The organism is Streptomyces sp. NPDC019396, from assembly GCF_040632375.1.
Taxonomy (GTDB): domain Bacteria; phylum Actinomycetota; class Actinomycetes; order Streptomycetales; family Streptomycetaceae; genus Streptomyces.
In genome coordinates this window covers 117,072-134,108 of the sequence record NZ_JBEYBS010000008.1, presented here as the reverse complement: position 1 = coordinate 134,108, position 17,037 = coordinate 117,072, and the positions used below count along the sequence as shown (strand labels likewise).

12 protein-coding genes and 1 tRNA gene are annotated in these 17,037 nt (G+C 70.3%); 8 read left to right on the top strand and 5 right to left on the bottom strand.

The window, feature by feature from the left end; all coding sequences use genetic code 11:
* Positions 1–277 precede the first annotated feature (277 nt).
* Positions 278–2,860 (bottom strand): FtsX-like permease family protein, encoded by a 2,583-nt coding sequence (locus ABZ532_RS11930; RefSeq protein ID WP_361281424.1) that lies wholly within the window; start codon positions 2,858–2,860, stop codon positions 278–280.
* On the bottom strand, positions 2,857–3,645 hold the full coding sequence (locus ABZ532_RS11925; RefSeq protein WP_361281422.1) for an ABC transporter ATP-binding protein: 789 nt from the start codon (positions 3,643–3,645) through the stop codon (positions 2,857–2,859). Before ABZ532_RS11925 ends, ABZ532_RS11930 begins: the two co-directional genes overlap by 4 nt.
* Positions 3,646–4,053: 408 nt before the next feature.
* Between ABZ532_RS11925 and ABZ532_RS11920 the strand changes: the two genes are divergently transcribed.
* From ABZ532_RS11920 to ABZ532_RS11910, 3 genes are all read left to right on the top strand, one after another.
* Positions 4,054–5,682 carry an MFS transporter gene (locus ABZ532_RS11920; RefSeq protein ID WP_361281420.1) on the top strand — a complete coding sequence of 543 codons (1,629 nt, stop codon included), beginning with the start codon at positions 4,054–4,056 and terminating at the stop codon, positions 5,680–5,682.
* A gap of 243 nt (positions 5,683–5,925) precedes the next feature.
* The gene (locus tag ABZ532_RS11915) at positions 5,926–6,345 is read left to right on the top strand and encodes a DUF485 domain-containing protein (RefSeq protein WP_361281417.1); all 420 of its coding nucleotides are present in this window, start codon (positions 5,926–5,928) and stop codon (positions 6,343–6,345) included.
* Positions 6,342–7,940 (top strand): cation acetate symporter, encoded by a 1,599-nt coding sequence (locus ABZ532_RS11910; RefSeq protein WP_361281414.1) that lies wholly within the window; start codon positions 6,342–6,344, stop codon positions 7,938–7,940. The genes ABZ532_RS11915 and ABZ532_RS11910 overlap by 4 nt, the downstream gene beginning before the upstream one ends.
* A 105-nt stretch (positions 7,941–8,045) precedes the next feature.
* On the opposite strand, the gene ABZ532_RS11905 is transcribed toward ABZ532_RS11910, so the two are convergent.
* A complete protein-coding gene (locus ABZ532_RS11905) occupies positions 8,046–10,439 on the bottom strand; it encodes an SUKH-4 family immunity protein (protein WP_361281412.1) in 2,394 nt (797 codons plus the stop codon).
* 7 nt (positions 10,440–10,446) lie between these two features.
* Positions 10,447–11,460 (bottom strand): SMI1/KNR4 family protein, encoded by a 1,014-nt coding sequence (locus tag ABZ532_RS11900; protein WP_361281686.1) that lies wholly within the window; start codon positions 11,458–11,460, stop codon positions 10,447–10,449.
* A gap of 279 nt (positions 11,461–11,739) precedes the next feature.
* Here ABZ532_RS11900 and ABZ532_RS11895 point away from each other — a divergent pair, with 279 nt between their 5' ends.
* Positions 11,740–12,249 carry a YwqJ-related putative deaminase gene (locus ABZ532_RS11895; RefSeq protein WP_361281409.1) on the top strand — a complete coding sequence of 170 codons (510 nt, stop codon included), beginning with the start codon at positions 11,740–11,742 and terminating at the stop codon, positions 12,247–12,249.
* A gap of 41 nt (positions 12,250–12,290) precedes the next feature.
* Complete coding sequence (locus ABZ532_RS11890; RefSeq protein ID WP_361281407.1) at positions 12,291–12,779, top strand: SUKH-3 domain-containing protein; 489 nt, start codon at positions 12,291–12,293, stop codon at positions 12,777–12,779.
* 28 nt (positions 12,780–12,807) lie between these two features.
* Here ABZ532_RS11890 and ABZ532_RS11885 read toward each other — a convergent pair whose 3' ends face one another.
* On the bottom strand, positions 12,808–14,217 hold the full coding sequence (locus ABZ532_RS11885) for a histidine kinase (protein ID WP_361281405.1): 1,410 nt from the start codon (positions 14,215–14,217) through the stop codon (positions 12,808–12,810).
* A 154-nt stretch (positions 14,218–14,371) separates the two neighbouring features.
* Between ABZ532_RS11885 and ABZ532_RS11880 the strand changes: the two genes are divergently transcribed.
* The 3 genes from ABZ532_RS11880 to glmU all read left to right on the top strand — a co-directional run bounded on the left by ABZ532_RS11880 (position 14,372) and on the right by glmU (position 16,888).
* Positions 14,372–15,271 carry a hypothetical protein gene (locus ABZ532_RS11880; RefSeq protein ID WP_361281402.1) on the top strand — a complete coding sequence of 300 codons (900 nt, stop codon included), beginning with the start codon at positions 14,372–14,374 and terminating at the stop codon, positions 15,269–15,271.
* Positions 15,257–15,328: transfer RNA gene (locus ABZ532_RS11875), tRNA-Gln, on the top strand. Before ABZ532_RS11880 ends, ABZ532_RS11875 begins: the two co-directional genes overlap by 15 nt.
* Positions 15,329–15,439: 111 nt before the next feature.
* On the top strand, positions 15,440–16,888 hold the full coding sequence (gene glmU, locus ABZ532_RS11870) for a bifunctional UDP-N-acetylglucosamine diphosphorylase/glucosamine-1-phosphate N-acetyltransferase GlmU (RefSeq protein ID WP_361281399.1): 1,449 nt from the start codon (positions 15,440–15,442) through the stop codon (positions 16,886–16,888).
* Positions 16,889–17,037 lie beyond the last annotated feature (149 nt).

The following is a 17,037-nucleotide window of genomic DNA, read 5'->3' as shown; positions in this document are numbered from 1 at the left end:
GGGGGTTCCGTCCGGGATCCGACAACACGAATGACCCGACGCCTTTGAAGTCCCCCCTGTCGTGGGCGGCCGTCCCGGGCTCCGGGACGGCGGTTCCTGACAAGGGGAGTGCCGGGGATCTCCAGGGTAAACCGCCGGGATTTCCGGTGCGCGGGAAAACCGGGTGCGCGCCCCCTCGGGGATGACGGGGCGCCGCGGCAGGATCCGGAACGGCCCCGGCCCGGTGAGCGCGCAGTGCGGCGCTCACCGGGCGGGGGACCGGCCGCCCGTTCCCGGGCTACTCCGTGGCGATGGCGTTGAGCACGTTCATCCGGCCCGCCCGGAAGGCGGGGACCAGCGCCGCGAACAGGCCCACGAACGCCGACCCCACGAACACCGTCAGGATCGTCGGCCAGGGGATCTCCAGCACGCCCAGCCCCTCCAGGGCCAGCAGCTTCTGGGCCGCCGTACCCCAGCCCATGCCCAGGCCGAGTCCGAGCAGCGCACCGAAGAGCGCGATGACCACCGACTCCAGGCGGATCATGCGCCGCAGCTGGCGGCGCGAGAGACCGATCGCCCGCATCAGGCCGATCTCACGGGTCCGCTCGACCACCGAAAGCGCCAGGGTGTTCACGACGCCCAGCACCGCGACGATGATCGCGAGGGCGAGGAGTCCGTAGACGATGTTCAGCAGCTGGCCGATCTGGTCCTTCAGATCCTGCTTGTAGTCGGTCTGGTCCTTCACCTGGTACGTCGGGTAGCCGGCGACCGACTTCTTGAGGGCGGCGTACGCCTCCTTCTCCTTGCCCTCCTGCGCGGTGGCGAACATCATCAGGTTCTGCGGCATCCGGTCGGCGGGAAGGTAGCGGGCCACGGTCGTGATGTTGACGTACATCGAGCCCTTGTCGACGTTGGTGTCCTCCGACGTGATCGCCGCGACCTTCAGCCGCGCCGCCTCACCGCCCTTGAAGCGCACCGTCAGCGTGTCGCCGACCTTGACGCCGTGCTCCTCGGCGTAGTCCCCGGAGACCGACATGGCGTCCTTGCCGTACGCCGCCGCCAGCTCGCCCGCGGTCGTCTCGCGCCGCAGGTCCTCGGCGTAGGTCGGGTCCGCGGCGGACAGCATCTTCTTCTCCGGCTTGCCCTTGCGGCCGGGGGCGGTCAGTTCGGCCTCGACCAGCTTGTAGCGGGTGAAGTACTCGATGCCCTGCGTCTTCTTCAGCGCCTGTTCGGCCTGCGGCACCATCGGCTGGAAGTTGTTCGACTGGATGATGAAGTCCGCACCGACCGTCCGGTCCAGCTCGTCGGTCGCCGACGCCACCATCGAGGAGCCGACGACGGACAGACAGGCGACCAGCGCCAGACCGATCATCAGCGCGGCGCCGGTGGCGCCCGTGCGGCGCGGGTTGCGCAGGGCGTTGCGCTCGGCCATCCGCCCGACCGGGCCGAACATCCGCAGCACCAGCGCGCTGATGACCCGGACCACTCCGCCCGCCAGCAGGGGACCGATCACGATGAAGCCGACGAGGCTGAACACCACGCCCAGGCCCAGCCACAGCGAGCCCTCGCTCGCCTCGGCCGCCCGTGTGGCGGTCCACAGCATCAGGCCACCGGCGCCAGTGAGGACCAGTCCGACGGCACCGCGTGCCAGCCCGGCGCGGCCGTCCGCCGGCATACCGGCGTCCCGCAGCGCGGCCATCGGGGACACCTTGCCCGCCCGGCGCGCGGGGATGTAGGCGGCGAGCACGGTGACCACGATCCCGAGGACGAGCCCGACCACCGGCGTCGTCCACTTCACGGTGAGGTCCTGCGTCGAGAGGTTCATGCCCGTCGCCGACATGAGCTTCATCAGCCCGACGGCGAGACCGACCCCGGCCGCGACACCCGCGACCGATCCGAACACACCGAGCAGCAGTGCCTCGATCAGCACCGAGCGGTTGACCTGCCTGCGGCTCGATCCGATGGCCCGCATCAGCCCGATCTCACGGGTGCGCTGGGCGACCAGCATCGAGAAGGTGTTGACGATGAGGAAGATGCCGACGAGCACGGCGATCCCGGCGAAGCCGAGCATCGCGTACTTCATGACGTCGAGGAAGCCGCCGACGTCCTCACGGCCCTGGTCAGCCGCCTCCTGCTGGGTCCGCAGCGTGTACGGGGCGGCGCCGACCGCCGCGGCCACGTTCTTCTTCAGCTGCTCGTGGCCGGTGCCGGGCTTCGCGGTGACCTCGATCTGGGTGTAGGCGCCGGTCCTGCCGAGCAGTTGGCGCTGGGCCGTGGCCGTGTCGAAGTAGACGACGGCCGCACCCGGGTTCGTGACCCTGAACGAGGCGATACCGGAGACACGTGCGGTGAAGTCGCCGGTGACGGCGATGGTGCGCAGTTCGTCGCCCAGCTTCAGACCGTGCTTCTCGGCCGTGTCGGCGTCGACCATCACCTCGGTGGGTCCGCGCGGCTCATGGCCCGAGCCGATCTCCATGGAGCGCAGCTCGCCCTGCGTCCAGTTGCCGGCGATCGTCGGGGCGCCGTTGGTGGAGCCCATGTTCTCGTTGTCCGCGTTGACGACGGTCACGCTCATGGAGATGACCTTGCCCTCGGCGGACCGCACCCCGTCGGCCTTCTGCACCTGGGGCAGCAGAGCCGCGGGCAGGGCCTCGGGCTTGCCCGTCGCCGGGGCCTCGTCGTCGCCGGCGGCGGTCTTGGGAGTGATGGTGACATCGGCGGCGGTGGCCGCGAACAGCTTGTCGAAGGTGGTGTTCATGGTGTCGGAGAACACGAGCGTGCCGGACACGAACGCCACCGACAGCAGGACGGCGATGGCGGACAGCGCCATGCGTCCCTTGTGCGCGAAGAAGTTGCGCAGCGAGGTCTTCAGTACGGTCACGACGTACGCCCCCGGGCGTCGAAGTCCTTCATGCGGTCGAGCACCTGGTCGGCCGTGGGGTTGAACATCTCGTCCACGATGCGGCCGTCGGCCAGGTAGAGCACACGGTCGGCGTAGGAGGCCGCCACCGGGTCATGGGTGACCATGACGATGGTCTGCCCCAGCTCGTCGACGGACCTGCGCAGGAAGCCCAGCACCTCGGCACCGGCGCGCGAGTCCAGGTTCCCGGTGGGCTCGTCCCCGAAGATGATCTCGGGCCGGGCGGCCAGCGCCCGCGCCACGGCGACCCGCTGCTGCTGGCCACCGGAGAGCTGGTTGGGCCGGTGCTTCAGCCTGCCGGCCAGCCCCACCGTCTCCACCACGCGGTTCAGCCACTCGGCGTCCGGCTTGCGGCCCGCGATGTCCATGGGCAGCGTGATGTTCTCGATGGCGCTGAGCGTCGGCAGAAGATTGAACGCCTGGAAGATGAAGCCGATCCGGTCCCGGCGCAGCTGGGTGAGCTTCTTGTCCTTGAGCCGGGTGATCTCGGTGTCATCGATGTGGATCCCACCCGATGTCACCGTGTCCAGACCGGCCAGACAGTGCATCAGGGTGGACTTGCCGGAACCCGACGGACCCATGATCGCGGTGAACTGCCCGCGCATGATGTCCACATCCACATGATCGAGCGCGACGACCCGGGTCTCCCCGGAGCCGTAGGCCTTGACGACCTGTCGCGCTCGTGCGGCGACGACCGTCCGTCCTCCCGTGCCCCCGTGTGTGGGGACGGTCACAGCCGTTGTCACAGTGTGTCTCCTATTTCGGTGTCAGGAAGCAGCGGACGCCACACCATCCGGTGGCTCCGGCGGTAAGTCTGGTGCGCGCCGGGGTGGTGGCGCGCTGGTGCACGGCACCCTCTTCGGCCGGGGGTTTTCCCCACCCCCGACGCCCCGAAGGCCCCCATGGGAGCCACTCGGGTGCGCCGGGAGTCCCCCGATCCGGCCGTAAGAGCGCCGTAAGAACAAGGTAGGGAACGGGCCCTGCGTCCCTCCTCCTCCAACGGGACGAACCGACCCTGGCCGCAAGTCAGGAGCTCCCCCTAGGGGTTGGGTCTCCCGAACCGGCAGCTACCCGCAGAGCCTGGCCCCTCCCGTCGCGTGAGGTGCAAGTGGGAAGCTGGCCCACGGAGATACGTGCATAGGGAAGGGATTTCGATGAGCGGGGGACACGCCGGCGCGGGGGAGACCGTCAGGAAGTCCCCCTCCGCCGATCCCGGCACCACACGCCGCGGCCCTGTGGTCGCCGCGCTCATGCTCGGTATGGCGCTCGCCGCACTCGACGGCACCGTCGTGTCCACCGCCGTCCCGCAGATCGTCGGCGAGCTGGGCGGGTTCTCGGTGTTCTCCTGGCTGTTCTCCGGCTATCTGCTCGCGGCCACCGTCACCATCCCCGTCTACGGAAAGCTCTCCGACACCTTCGGCCGCAAGCCCGTCCTGATCACGGGCATCGTCCTGTTCCTGGCCGGCTCACTGCTGTGCGGCGCCGCCTGGGGCATGACCTCGCTCATCGCCTTCCGCGTCGTCCAGGGCCTCGGCGGCGGAGCGCTCCAGGGCACGGTGCAGACCATCGCCGCCGACCTGTACCCGCTGGACGAGCGCCCCAGGATCCAGGCGAAGCTGTCGACGGTCTGGGCGGTCTCAGCGGTCGCCGGACCGGCGATCGGCGGACTGCTCACCACATACACCGACTGGCGCTGGATCTTCCTGGTCAACCTGCCGGTCGGGGCAGTCGCGCTGTGGCTGGTCGCCCGCCATCTGAACGAACCGGCCCGGGCCGGGACCGGGGACGCGGCCACGACCGCAACCGAAGACGGGGCCAGGGCCGGAAGCGGGGGCAGGACCCGAACCGGGTCCGTACGGGAGCGGAAGACCCGCCCCCGGGTCGACTGGCCGGGCGCGCTCGCCGTCTTCGTCACCGGAAGTCTGCTGCTGACCGCGCTCGTCCAGGGCGGAGTCGCCTGGCCCTGGCTCTCCGCACCCTCGGTCACGCTGCTCGTGTGCAGCGCCGCCGGGGTCGCCGCCACCGTGCTGATCGAACGCCGGGCCGCCGAACCCGTGATCCCCGGTTGGGTATGGCGGCGGCGGACCATCGCCGCGGTGAATCTGGCACTGGGTGCGCTCGGGCTGCTGATGGTCGCACCCACCGTGTTCCTGCCCACCTACGCCCAGACGGTGCTGGGTCTCGGCCCCGTGGCGGCCGGATTCGTGCTGTCCGTCATGACCCTGAGCTGGCCGGTCAGCGCGGCGTACGCGAACCGCCTCTACACCCGCATCGGCTTCCGGAACACCGCCGTCATCGGCATCAGCGCGGCCCTGCTGATCCTGCTGGCGTTCCCGCTGCTGCTGCCGTATCCGGGCCGGGCATGGCAGCCCGCGCTGGTGATGCTGCTGCTCGGGGCGGCGCTCGGGATCTTCCAGCTACCGCTGATCGTCGGTGTGCAGTCCACCGTGCCCTGGGCGGAACGCGGCACGGCGACCGCGTCCGTGCTGTTCTGCCGCCAGGTCGGGCAGAGCGTCGGAGCGGCCCTGTTCGGCGCGCTCGCGAACTCCGTGCTGGCGTCCCGTATCCGCGGCTCGGGCGATCCGGACGGCGATCTGGACAAGGTCGCCCGCTCCCTGGCCGACGCCCGCCCCGGCACGGCGGAACACCTGCGGCAGGCGGTGGACGCCGCGGTCGACTACGTGTACCTGGGGGCCGCGGGCGCCGCCGCGCTCGCCCTGGTCGTCCTGGTGCTGCTGGCTCCGCGCACCTTCCCCGTACGCACCGACCCGCACGACGACTGACGCGTACCGTCCCGGCCGGCACAGCGCGCACGCACCACGCACACCGGTCCCTCGCAGGTGAGAGCCCTGCGCACAGCGCCCCCCACGGCCCCCCACGACGTGACCCGAACGTTGCCGAACTGACATACCAACCAGTCTGAAAGCCTCTTACGCCAGCCCGTACCGGCAAGTAACGTACCCGCTCACCCCCCGCGCCGCCCGCACCACCCCGCCCGCACCAGGGCACCGCAAGGAGCACCCCCCATGTCGTACGAGCGGTACTTCGACGATCCCGTCGACTTTGGCTACCCCGGCAACCAGCCCGCCGCCCCACCCGGCGGCTCCTTCGCGTACACGGCCGGTGATCCGGCACCCGCCCCCCACCGGGAGCTGCCCGGACTACGCGCCAGCTACCGCAGGCTGCGCCGGGTCGCCACCTTCACCGCCCTCGGCTACTTCGTCCTGTTCCTGTTCCTCTCCGGCTATGCCCCCGGCCTGATGAGCGGCGAAGTCAGCGGCGGGCTCACCATCGGACTGCTGCTCGGGCTCCTCCAGCTCCCCGTCACCCTTGCCGCGATCGCCGCCTACGAGCAGATCGCCCGGCGGCGCGTCGACCCGCTCGCCGCCGGCATCAGGAACCAGGCCGAGCAGACCGCACGGGTCGCGGGAGGTGCGCAGGCATGACCACCTACGGCTCCGATGCCCAGACCATGTCGTTCGTCGCGTTCATCGCCGTCGTCACCGTCACCCTGCTGCTGTGCGTGATGACCGGGCCCGACCGTGACGACCTCGGCGAGTTCTACACCGGCTACCGCTCCCTGAGCCCCATGCAGAGCGGCCTCGCCATCGCGGGCGACTACATCTCCGCCTCCACCGTGCTCGCCACCATCGGCGTCATCGCCCTCGCCGGCTACGACGGGCTCACCCTCGCCCTCAGCACCGTGCTCTCCCTGGTGCTGATGATGTTCCTGCTCGCCGAACCGCTGCGGAACGCCGGCCGCTTCACCATGGGCGACGTCCTCACCCGCCGCGCACCCGGACCCGCCGTGCGGATCACCGCGAGTGCCGTCACCCTCACCGCGCTGCTCCCCCTGGTGATCTTCCAGCTCGCGGGGGCCGGAGACCTGCTCGCATTCGTGCTCGGCTTCGACTCGGACGGCTTCAAGACCGGGTCCATCATCTGCCTCGGCATCCTGATGATCGCGTACGCCGCGATCGGCGGGATGAAGGGCACCGCGTTCATCCAGATCGTGAAGACCGTCGTGCTGCTCGGCGCCGCCACCGCCATCGCCGTGCTCGTCCTGGACCGCTTCGACTTCAGCCTGCCCGCGCTGCTCGACGCGGCGGCCAAGGGCAGCGGCGCCGGGGACGCCTACCTCACCTCCGGACTCCAGTTCGACGACGGGCTCGACATGATCAGCGCCCAGCTGACGGTCGTGCTCGGCGCGGCAGTGCTGCCCCACATCACCATGCGCATGTTCACCGCGCGCAGCGCGACCGCCGTACGCCGCTCGATGTCCTGGGCCGTGTCCACCGTGGTCGTGACCTGCCTGCTGATCGCCGTGATCGGCTTCGGCGCAGCCGCGATCGTGGGGCACAAGGGCCTGGTCATCGCCGACCCCCAGGGCAAGACCTCGTTCCTGCTGGTGAGCCAGGCACTCCTCGGCAAGGACCCCGGCACCGGTGAATCACTTCTGTTCACCGCCGTGGCCACCGCCATCTTCCTCACCCTGCTCGCATCGGTCGCCGGAATCACGCTGGCCTGCGCCAACAGCCTCGCCCACGACCTCATCGCCCACGGGCTGCGCCGCAAGCGGCTGAGCCACGCCGCCGAGATGGGCGTCGCCCGGGCCGCGGCAGCGGTCGTCGGCCTCGGCGCCATCGCCGTCGCCGCGTTCGTCCAGCACTGGAACCTCCAGGCACTGGTCACGCTCTCCTTCTGCGTCGGCGCGTCCGCCGTCGCCCCGGCCCTCGTCTACAGCCTGTTCTGGCGCCGGTACACCCGCACCGGCCTGCTGTACACCCTGATCGTGGGCGCACTCGCCGCGATCATCCTGATGACCGGAAGCAACCTGGTCTCCGGCTCACCCCAGGCGGTGTTCCCGGGCGAGGACTTCAACTGGTTCCCGTACACCACGACGGGTCTGGTCTCGGTGCCGCTCGGCTTCCTCGCGGGATGGCTCGGCACCGTGCTCTCCCCGGAGGACGCCCTGGCCCAGCAACAGCGCTACGAGGCGGTGGAGCCGACCATCCTGGCGGGTGCGGCGGCTCCGCAGTGACCCGGACTGACGACTGACGACTGGCTCAGGGCACACGAGGGGCGTCCGATCCGCGCGATGCGGGCCGGACGCCCCTCGTACGTCACACGCGGCAGGGACCGGTGATCAGATCAGCCCGTCCCACATCTGCTCGAGCAGCACCGACCACCAGCTCTCCGGCGACGACAGCGCCGCCGGGTCGAGCGCGGCGAGCTGGGCCTGGAAGTCCACCGTCCAGCGGGCCGCCTGCTCCGGATTGAGACCGAAACGCAGTCGCCACATCCGGCCCAGCAGGGCCAGACAGCGCGTGAACTCCGGCAGACCGCTGTTCACGAACTGCGGCGCCACCGGCTGACCGCCGGGACCCGCCTCCACCGGCACCGCGACGATATGCGCCGTGCCGTACTGGACACAGATCGCCTTGCCGAAGTCGGTGCCCAGGACCAGGTACGAGCCCGCGTCGGACGCGGGCTGCACCTGGCGCTGCTGCGCCAGCTCCGCCAGCGTCGGCACCACCGGCTGGGCCGGCTGCGCCCAGAAGAACGGCCCGAAGTCGCCCGGCAGACCCGCCCACACCAGCGTGTGCGCCACGGCGTCCGGCACACCCTGCCGGGACACCGCGCGCTGGTCGAAGCGGCAGATGCCCTGCGGTCCGAACGCCCCCGCCAGCTCCTGCGCGATCCCCTCCGGGGCGATCGGCGGGGCCGGCTGGACCTGCGGCAGCGGCGCCCGCACCGGCGCCGGCCGGGCCGGGCCGTCCGCGACCTGGTGCAGCTCGCCCTGGTGGGTGAGCAGTTGCCGCATCCCGCCCTGACGACTCGTATGGTCCTTGCCGTACGGGGCGATGCTGGTGATCCGCGCCTGCGGCCAGGTCTCCCGGATCATCCGGGCGCAGTAACCTCCGGGCAGCTCACAGGACTCCAGCTCGGTGTGCAGCTCGAGCACCTGGTCGTTGGGCACGTTCATCCCACGCAGCTCGTGGTAGATCTGCCACTCCGGGTGCGGAGTACCCGGCGCGGAGCGGCGGATCAGCTGCTGCTCGGAACCGTCGGGCGCGCGGTAGCGCAGCACGGCCTGGTAGCCGGGGCCGACGGTCGGGACACCGACCGGGGGCTGCTGCGGATACCCGTACGCCGACGGGGGCCGCGGGGCCGGGGGCGGCGGACCCTGCACCGCGCTGGGGTTCGGGTTCGCCAACATCGTGGCCTCGTGGTGGACGCCACCGGGAGGAGTGCCGGGCACGCCAGGAGCACCGGGAGGACCCGGCGGCTGCGGCGGCTGGGGAGCACCCGGGCCGCCCTGCGCCGGATTCGCCGTCGGGTTCGCCAGCATCGTCGCCGCGTGGTGCACACCGCCCGCAGGAGTGCCGGGCACACCCGGAGCACCGGGAGGACCCGGAGGCTGGGGCTGCCGGGGGCCGTCGGGTCCCAGCTGCGAGACGAGCTGTGTCGGCACATAACCCCCCGCGGGAGCACCCGGCACCCCGGGCCCCGACGGCGGGGCGGGCGGCGCCGGCGGCGGCGGGGACGCACCCGGCCGCGCACCGGGCACACCGGGCGGCGCCGGCGGCGGAGGCGCCGACGCGCCGTTGCCCCGCGGGCTACGCGAACCACGCGGCGGAAGCACGGCCTTGCTGGTGGCGGCGTCGGAGATATCGCCGGCCTGCGCGGCGGCAGGCGTGCCTGCGGCCCCGGACGACTGGTCCGACGGCTGACCCGGCCGGCCCTGCCTCCCCGGCACGTCGAACGCAGGGGTCACCGCGGTCCGCGGCAGCTGACTGCCGCCCGACATCAACGCGGTCGGCAGGTCCGCGCCCACCGACGGCGGCGGCACATCATCGTCATCGGAACCCGACAACGCCGGCGCGAACACCGTCTCGGGCAGCGGCACAGAGCCGTCGGAGCCATCGGCACCCTCACCGGGACGGGAGCTCGTATCCGTCCCGGCCCAGGGAGTCGCCCCACCGTACGAGGCGGCCCCAGGCGCGGACGCGGGCGTCACCCGGTCCGACGCGGTCGGCTCGTAGTCCACGCCCCTCACCGCGGGCCGCGCCGACGGAGAGTCGTCCACACCGGGGGCACCCTGCCCACCCGTACCGGTACCGGGCTCCTCCGGCGTAGCGCCGCCACCCTTCCGCTGATCCGGGATACCCAGCCTGTCCGCCGCGTCCTGAAGCCACTCGGGCGGACTCAGCAGGAACGACGTCTGGTTCAGATCGATACGCTCGGGCGGCGCCGCGGCCGGAGCCTGCTCACCCTGAGGAGTGCCGTACTCCTCCTCGTAACGCCGGATCACCTCGCCCACCGGCAGACCAGGCCACAGCGTGGCCTCACCGCTGTCCCGGGCGATCACCAGCCGCTGCCGGCCCCCGTCGGACGTCGGCCCGTCGGTACGGTCCTCGGCCCAGACCACAAAGCCCAGCTCGAACTCCCGTACGTGCACCTCGCGATGCTGGTACGCAGGCACGTCACCGTTGACCCACTCCTCGGCGCGCTCCTGCGCCTGCGCGAAAGTCACCATCCGGCCGTCACCCCTCCACCGCAACCGGGACCACGCGCGCGAAGCCGCCGTCCACCATCAGGTTCGCCACCGTCTCCAGCTCCGGCGGATTACCCGCCAGCCGCGACAAGAACGCGTCGAAATCCTCACCGCACGGCAGCAGCAACCGCTCCACCCGCTCGTTCACCGACAAACCGTCCCGGTCCCGGGCATCGTCATAGCCGCAGAACCACACCGAACCCGCCGCACTGCCACGGACCTTCACCGCCAGCAGCCCACCCTGCACAAAGGCCACACCCAGGTAGTCCTTCGTCAGATGGTCCCGCAGGCACTTGTTGACGAACACCAGGTCATTGACCGCTGCCTCGTCACGCACGGTGAAGAACGGCTGGTCGACCAGCAGCCCGAGACCCGCGTCCAGCGCCGCACCCACCGGAGCGCAGCCACCCGCCGCCTTCAGGAAGGAGCGGTACGCGCCCGGCAGGCGATACCCCAAGTCCTCCTCCACACCGGCAAGCTGCTGCTCGGTCACCGCCACCGAACCCTTCGGCAGCCCGAAATGAACCGGCCTGACCTCCTGCAACGGGCGCGTACCCCGCTTCTCGTGGTCGACCCCGGCCGTCGTCACGCCACCGTGATGCCTCAGCAGCGCCTTCACCTCGACCGGCACCAGCTCGAGCCGGCGCCCACCCGCCACGTGATGCCACGTCCAGCCATGCGGCGTCGCCACCGCCGGAATCGTGTCCCACAACTCATGCCCGGCAGCCGCAAGCGCGGCATTGGCCGACACATAGTCCGTGAGCCGCAGCTCATCCACACCGAAACCCTCAGGCGGCTCGGCGATCTCCGCGGCAGCACGCGCGAAAGGCGAGAAATCCGGATAGCCGCGCTCGTCCATCCGCACCCCCGAGGGGTACCTGGCGGCACGCACCGGATCCGGGAAGTGCACGAGCTGCCCGGCATAGGCCGCGTTCGGCGGCGCGGCCTGTCCACCGGCCTGATGACCGGGAGTGACCCCCAGCCCTTGCCGACCTGTCGTCATGGCGGTTGCCCCCTGCTGGATCTGGCTGACTGACCACAGCCTATGCGGTGGGACAACAGGTGCCGCCGCCCCCGGTACCACCACCCGCACCCCGCACCCCACCCCGGTAACGACCCGTCACCGCACCGTGACCCACAGCCCGGGCGACAGCGACACAACTACACGTTTCCACCACCCCGCTTCCACACGGCACGTCCCATTTGGCAGGCTGTCCCTTCAACTCGGGGGCGTGCACAGCGACGGCGGGCGTCACGGGCACGGGAGGGACGAACACGCACCATGCACACGGCGCCATCAGGAACAACCGGAGACCCCAGGCTCAACTGGACCTACTCCGAAGACGCGGACGACACCGGACACACCCCGGTCCCGCGCTTCAGACGCGACGGAATACTCCCCACCGTCGCGGCAGCACTGTCCGTCCGCGGCGAAACCCTCACCTGCACCGCGGGCAAAGCGGACCAGCCGCCGGCCCTCCACCCCCTCGTCCAGGACTTCCTCGACACCCTCACCAGCGGCCAGCGCGAACGCTTCACCGGACGCTGCCCCGAAGCGATCCTGCTCTCCCGCCACCTCGCCGCCGCCGAAACCACCCGCTCCAAACGCGCCCAGCGCAAACCCCTCACGCCCGGCGAAGCCCGCCGCTTCCTCAAACAAGCAAAAATCACCACCCGCCGCATACGCGAGGACGGCGACCCCCTCCACGGCAGCTACGCGGCACCCTGCCGCTCCTGCGCCGCGATGCTCGCCCACTTCGGCGTACGAACCGTCGACCCGGCCCAGAAATAGCCCCACAGCCAGAAGCAGAACAAGGACGGCAGACCCGGATCGTGAACGAGCACAACACCACCCGCTTCCCCGTGCCCGTCGACGCCGCACTACGGCAGGCCGGCTGGCAACCCGGACGCTGGGACATCAAACAAGCCGAACACTGGGCCGACGCCCTGCGCGCCCACCGATCCCCCGGCGGCCACCGCCACACCGTCTTCCCCGCAGCCGTCGAAGCCTGGGCCGAATTCGGCGCCCTCCACATCACCCCACCCGGCCAGGGCCGCCAGATCGCCCCCACCGCCATCCACTTCAACCCACTCGCCGGACTCCACCTCGCCCGCACCCTCGGCGACCTCGGCCGAGCCCTCGACACCGAACTCGCACCACTCGGCGAAGAGGGCACCGCACAAGCCGTACTCGCCATCGACGCCGACGGCCACGTCTACAGCCTCGACCACACCGGAGACTGGTACCTCGGCCCCACCCTGGACCACGCACTCGGCACCTTGATCACCGGCACCCAGCCCGCCCGGCTCACCGCACCCTGACCCGCGACCCCACCAACCGGTCCCCGGCTCACACCGAAGGCAGCACCGCAGACACCCGGAACCCACCCGCCTCAGTGGGCCCCGACACAAACACCCCACCCAGGACCGACACCCGCTCCCGCATCCCCACCAGGCCATTACCGCCACTCGGCAGACCCGCGTCCGCCGCACCGCGTTCCGACGGACCGTTCTCCACCTGCATCGCGATCTCCCCCGCACGATGCGCCACCCGCACCCACGTCCTCGCCCCCGCCGCATGCTTGTGGACGTTCGTCAACGCCTCCTGCACCAACCGGTACGCCGTCTGCTCCACCACCGCCTGGTACGGGCGCGCCTCACCCTGCACCACCAGCTCCACGGCCATCCCCGCCTGCCGGGACTGCTCCACCAACGGCTCCAGATCCGCCAGCGACGGACCCTCCTCCGCCGCAGCGGCAGCCGCGGCAGCAGCCGCCTCTCCCACCGCGGCCAACGGCACGGACAGCGCCGCCCCGGCCACCACCGCCCGGGCAGCCCCACCCACCCGGTCCGCCCCGTCCACAGCCGTACGCCCCGCAGCGCCCCCGGCCCCCGCAGCCAGCGGGCGCTCGCCGGTCACACCACCACCCACGTCATGCGCACGCAGCACGCCCAGCATCTCCCGCAGCTCCGTCAACGCCTGCCGGCCCATATCCCCCACCAGCGCCGCATTCCGCACCGCCTTCTGCGGATCCTTCAGAGCCACCGCCTGCAACGCCGCCGCATGCACCACCATCAAGCTCACCCTGTGCGCCACCACATCGTGCATCTCACGCGCAATCCGCGTCCGCTCCTCCGTACGCGCCCACTGCGCCTGCTGCTCCGCACGATCCGCCAGCAGCGACAGCTCCTGCTCCAGGCTGTCCGCCCGCTCCCGCAGGCTCTCCATCAACCGGCGCCGCGCTCCCACGTACAACCCCAGCAACAACGGCGGCGCGGTCAGCCCCACCGACATCACCAGCGACACCAGCGGCACGTACCAGGACCCCGGATCGAAATCCGCCGACGTCACGTCCTGCCGGGTCCGCACAAACGTCACGATCAACGTCCCCAGCAGGGACATCCCCGCCAGGGCGGCAATGATCCGCCGTGGCGCCTCCGAGGCGGCGAGCGTGTACAGCCCCACGATCCCCATCAGGAAGCCCATCTCCGCGGGCGTGATCGCGATCGAGACCAGCACCACACTCGCCGGCCACCGCCTCCGCAGCACCAGCACCGACCCGGCGAGCAGCCCGAAGACCACCCCGAACGGCACCGGAAGCCCAGCCGCCTGCGCGAACCGCACCCCCTCCAGCGCACACTCCAGCGCAGACACGAGCCCCAGGCCCACATCCAGCACCACACTGCGCCGTCTCCCCCACCACAGCCAGGAACGGGCAGTGGTGCCCGTGGAGTCCTGGTGTGCCCCCGTTGTGGTCATGTCTCACAGACTACGGAAGCCCGCCATCGAATTTCCGTGACGCCAACCGCACACAATGCGATCGAACATTGACACAAGCCCGCACGGTCGCTCGAACTGGTGAATCGAGTACATCTTCGACACGGAACACCGCGTTCCGCCGGAACCTGGCCCCATGACAACCGCAAGCGGCAAATACGCCGACTTCGAAGGCCTCCGCGCCCAAGCGATCGCCCTACGCCGCGAAGGCCTCAGCCTCCGCCAGATCCGCGACCGGCTCCACATCGACAACAACGACATCCTCAACAGACTCGTGAAAGGCGAACCACCCCCCGACTGGACCAGACGCCCGAACGCCAGGGACGACCTCCGGGAGAGGGCCCGCGAGCTACGCCTCCAGGGGATGACCTACGACCAGATCCAGGTGGAGCTGGGGTGCTCGAAGAGTTCGATCTCTCTGTGGGTGCGGGACCTGCCGAAGCCGGAGCCGCGCTACACCGACGAGGAGCAGCGCGCCTTGATGCAGGCCGGCCTCGCCCGCGTCCGCGCCGCACAGGACGAGGCACGTCAGGAGACCAAGCGCGCGGCCCGCGCCGCGATCGGCCGACTGTCAGACCGGGAACTGTTGATCGCCGGCGTCACGCTTTACTGGGCCGAGGGCTCCAAGGACAAGGCGTACCGGCGAACCGAGGTGCTCCAGTTCATCAACAGCGACCCCAATGTGATCACCCTGTACCTGAGATGGCTCGAGCTTCTCGGCGTCACCCGCGACCGCATGCACTTCCGGGTGAGCATTCACGAAAGCGCCGACGTGGGCGAGGCTGAGCGATTCTGGGCCGATCTCGCCGGGGTCGCCCCGTCGGACTTCAAGAAGGCGTCACTCAAGCGCCACAACCCCAGGACCACTCGGAAGAACATCACAGAGGCATATCGGGGCTGCCTCATCATCTACGTCACCAAGAGCGCCGATCTCTACCGTCGCATGGAAGGCGCTTGGTACGGCATAGTGTTGGGTGCAACTCGGCAGCCCGACCAAATGTCCGGTTCGCCTGGTTTATATTCCCCTGTGGTGTAATGGGTAGCACTGGGGCTTTTGGTGCCCTATGTCCGGGTTCGAGTCCTGGCGGGGGAGCCTTCCTTGGTTCGGGTCCTGACCGCTCTGGTCAGGACCCGCCCTCATTTCGCTCCTGAAACCCCCCGGTATCCTTCGGTTGTCCACCACCCGAAGCCGAAGGGCATTCCCGTGAGCGCCAACCGCCCGGCAGCCGTCGTCGTCCTCGCAGCGGGTGAGGGCACCCGCATGAAGTCGAAGACCCCCAAGGTCCTCCATGACATCGCCGGGCGTTCGCTCGTCGGGCATGTCGTCTCCGCCGCTCGCGAGCTGGAGCCGGATGAGCTTGTCGTCGTGGTCGGCCATGCGAGCGAGCAGGTCAGGGAGCACCTGACGGCGCACTACCCGGGTACGCGCACCGCGTTCCAGGCGGAGCAGAACGGCACCGGGCATGCGGTCCGGATGGCGCTCGAGGAGTTGGGGCGTGCGCCCGAGGGGACCGTGGTGGTCGTCTGCGGTGACACCCCGCTGCTTTCCGGCGAGACGCTCGGCGCGCTGGTTGCGACGCATGGTGCGGACGGCAATGCGGTGACGGTGCTGTCGGCCGAGGTGCCGGATGCGACGGGCTACGGCCGGATCGTGCGCGATGCGGCGTCGGGTGCGGTGACGGCGATCGTGGAGCACAAGGACGCGAGCGAGGCCGAGCGGGGTATCCGGGAGATCAACTCCGGGGTGTTCGCGTTTGACGGCGAGCTGCTCGCCGACGCGCTGGGCAAGGTGCGTACGGACAATGTGCAGGGTGAGGAGTACCTCACCGATGTGCTGGGGATCCTGCGTGAGGCGGGGCACCGGGTGGGTGCGTCGGTGGCGGGTGATCACCGGGAGATCCTGGGGATCAACAACCGTGTGCAGTTGGCCGAGGCGCGCGGTCTACTGAATCGGCGGCTGGTGGAGCGGGCGATGATGGCGGGTGTCACGGTGGTGGACCCGGCGTCGGTGCTGGTGGATGTGACGGTGACGTTCGAGCCTGATGCCGTGATCCATCCGGGTACGCAGCTTCTGGGTGCTACGCATGTCGCCGGGGACGCCGAGGTGGGTCCGAACACGCGACTGAGGGACACGGCGGTCGGCAGCGGCGCGCGGGTGGACAACACGGTGGCCGAGTCGGCCGTGATCGGCGAGGGCGCGTCGGTGGGTCCGTTCGCGTATCTGCGTCCGGGTACGCGGCTGGGTGTGCGGGCGAAGGCCGGCACGTATGTGGAGATGAAGAACGCGACGATCGGCGAGGGGACGAAGGTGCCGCACCTGTCGTATGTGGGTGATGCGACGATCGGCGCCTTCTCGAACATCGGGGCGGCGAGCGTGTTCGTGAACTACGACGGTGAGTCGAAGCATCACACGACGATCGGTTCCCACTGCAAGACGGGTTCGGACAACATGTTTGTTGCTCCCGTCACAGTGGGGGACGGTGCTTACACGGCCGCCGGGTCGGTGATCACGAAGGATGTGCCGCCCGGTTCGCTGGCTGTGGCCCGTGGCCAGCAGCGGAATATCGAGGGTTGGGTGGCTCGGAAGCGGCCGGGGAGTGCTGCGGCGCAGGCGGCTGCCGAGGCGGTAAGGCAGTTCAACGACGAGGGTTGACCGGAAACGGGTGCGCCGATCTCGGCGTACCGTGATACGTGCACATGCAGGGGACCTGGGGATGTCCCTTGGGTGAACACCCCCTGGCTGGCTCGCCGCATGTAGGGACGGGCGGATCAGCACCAGAGCGACACGTCTGAGGAGACAGT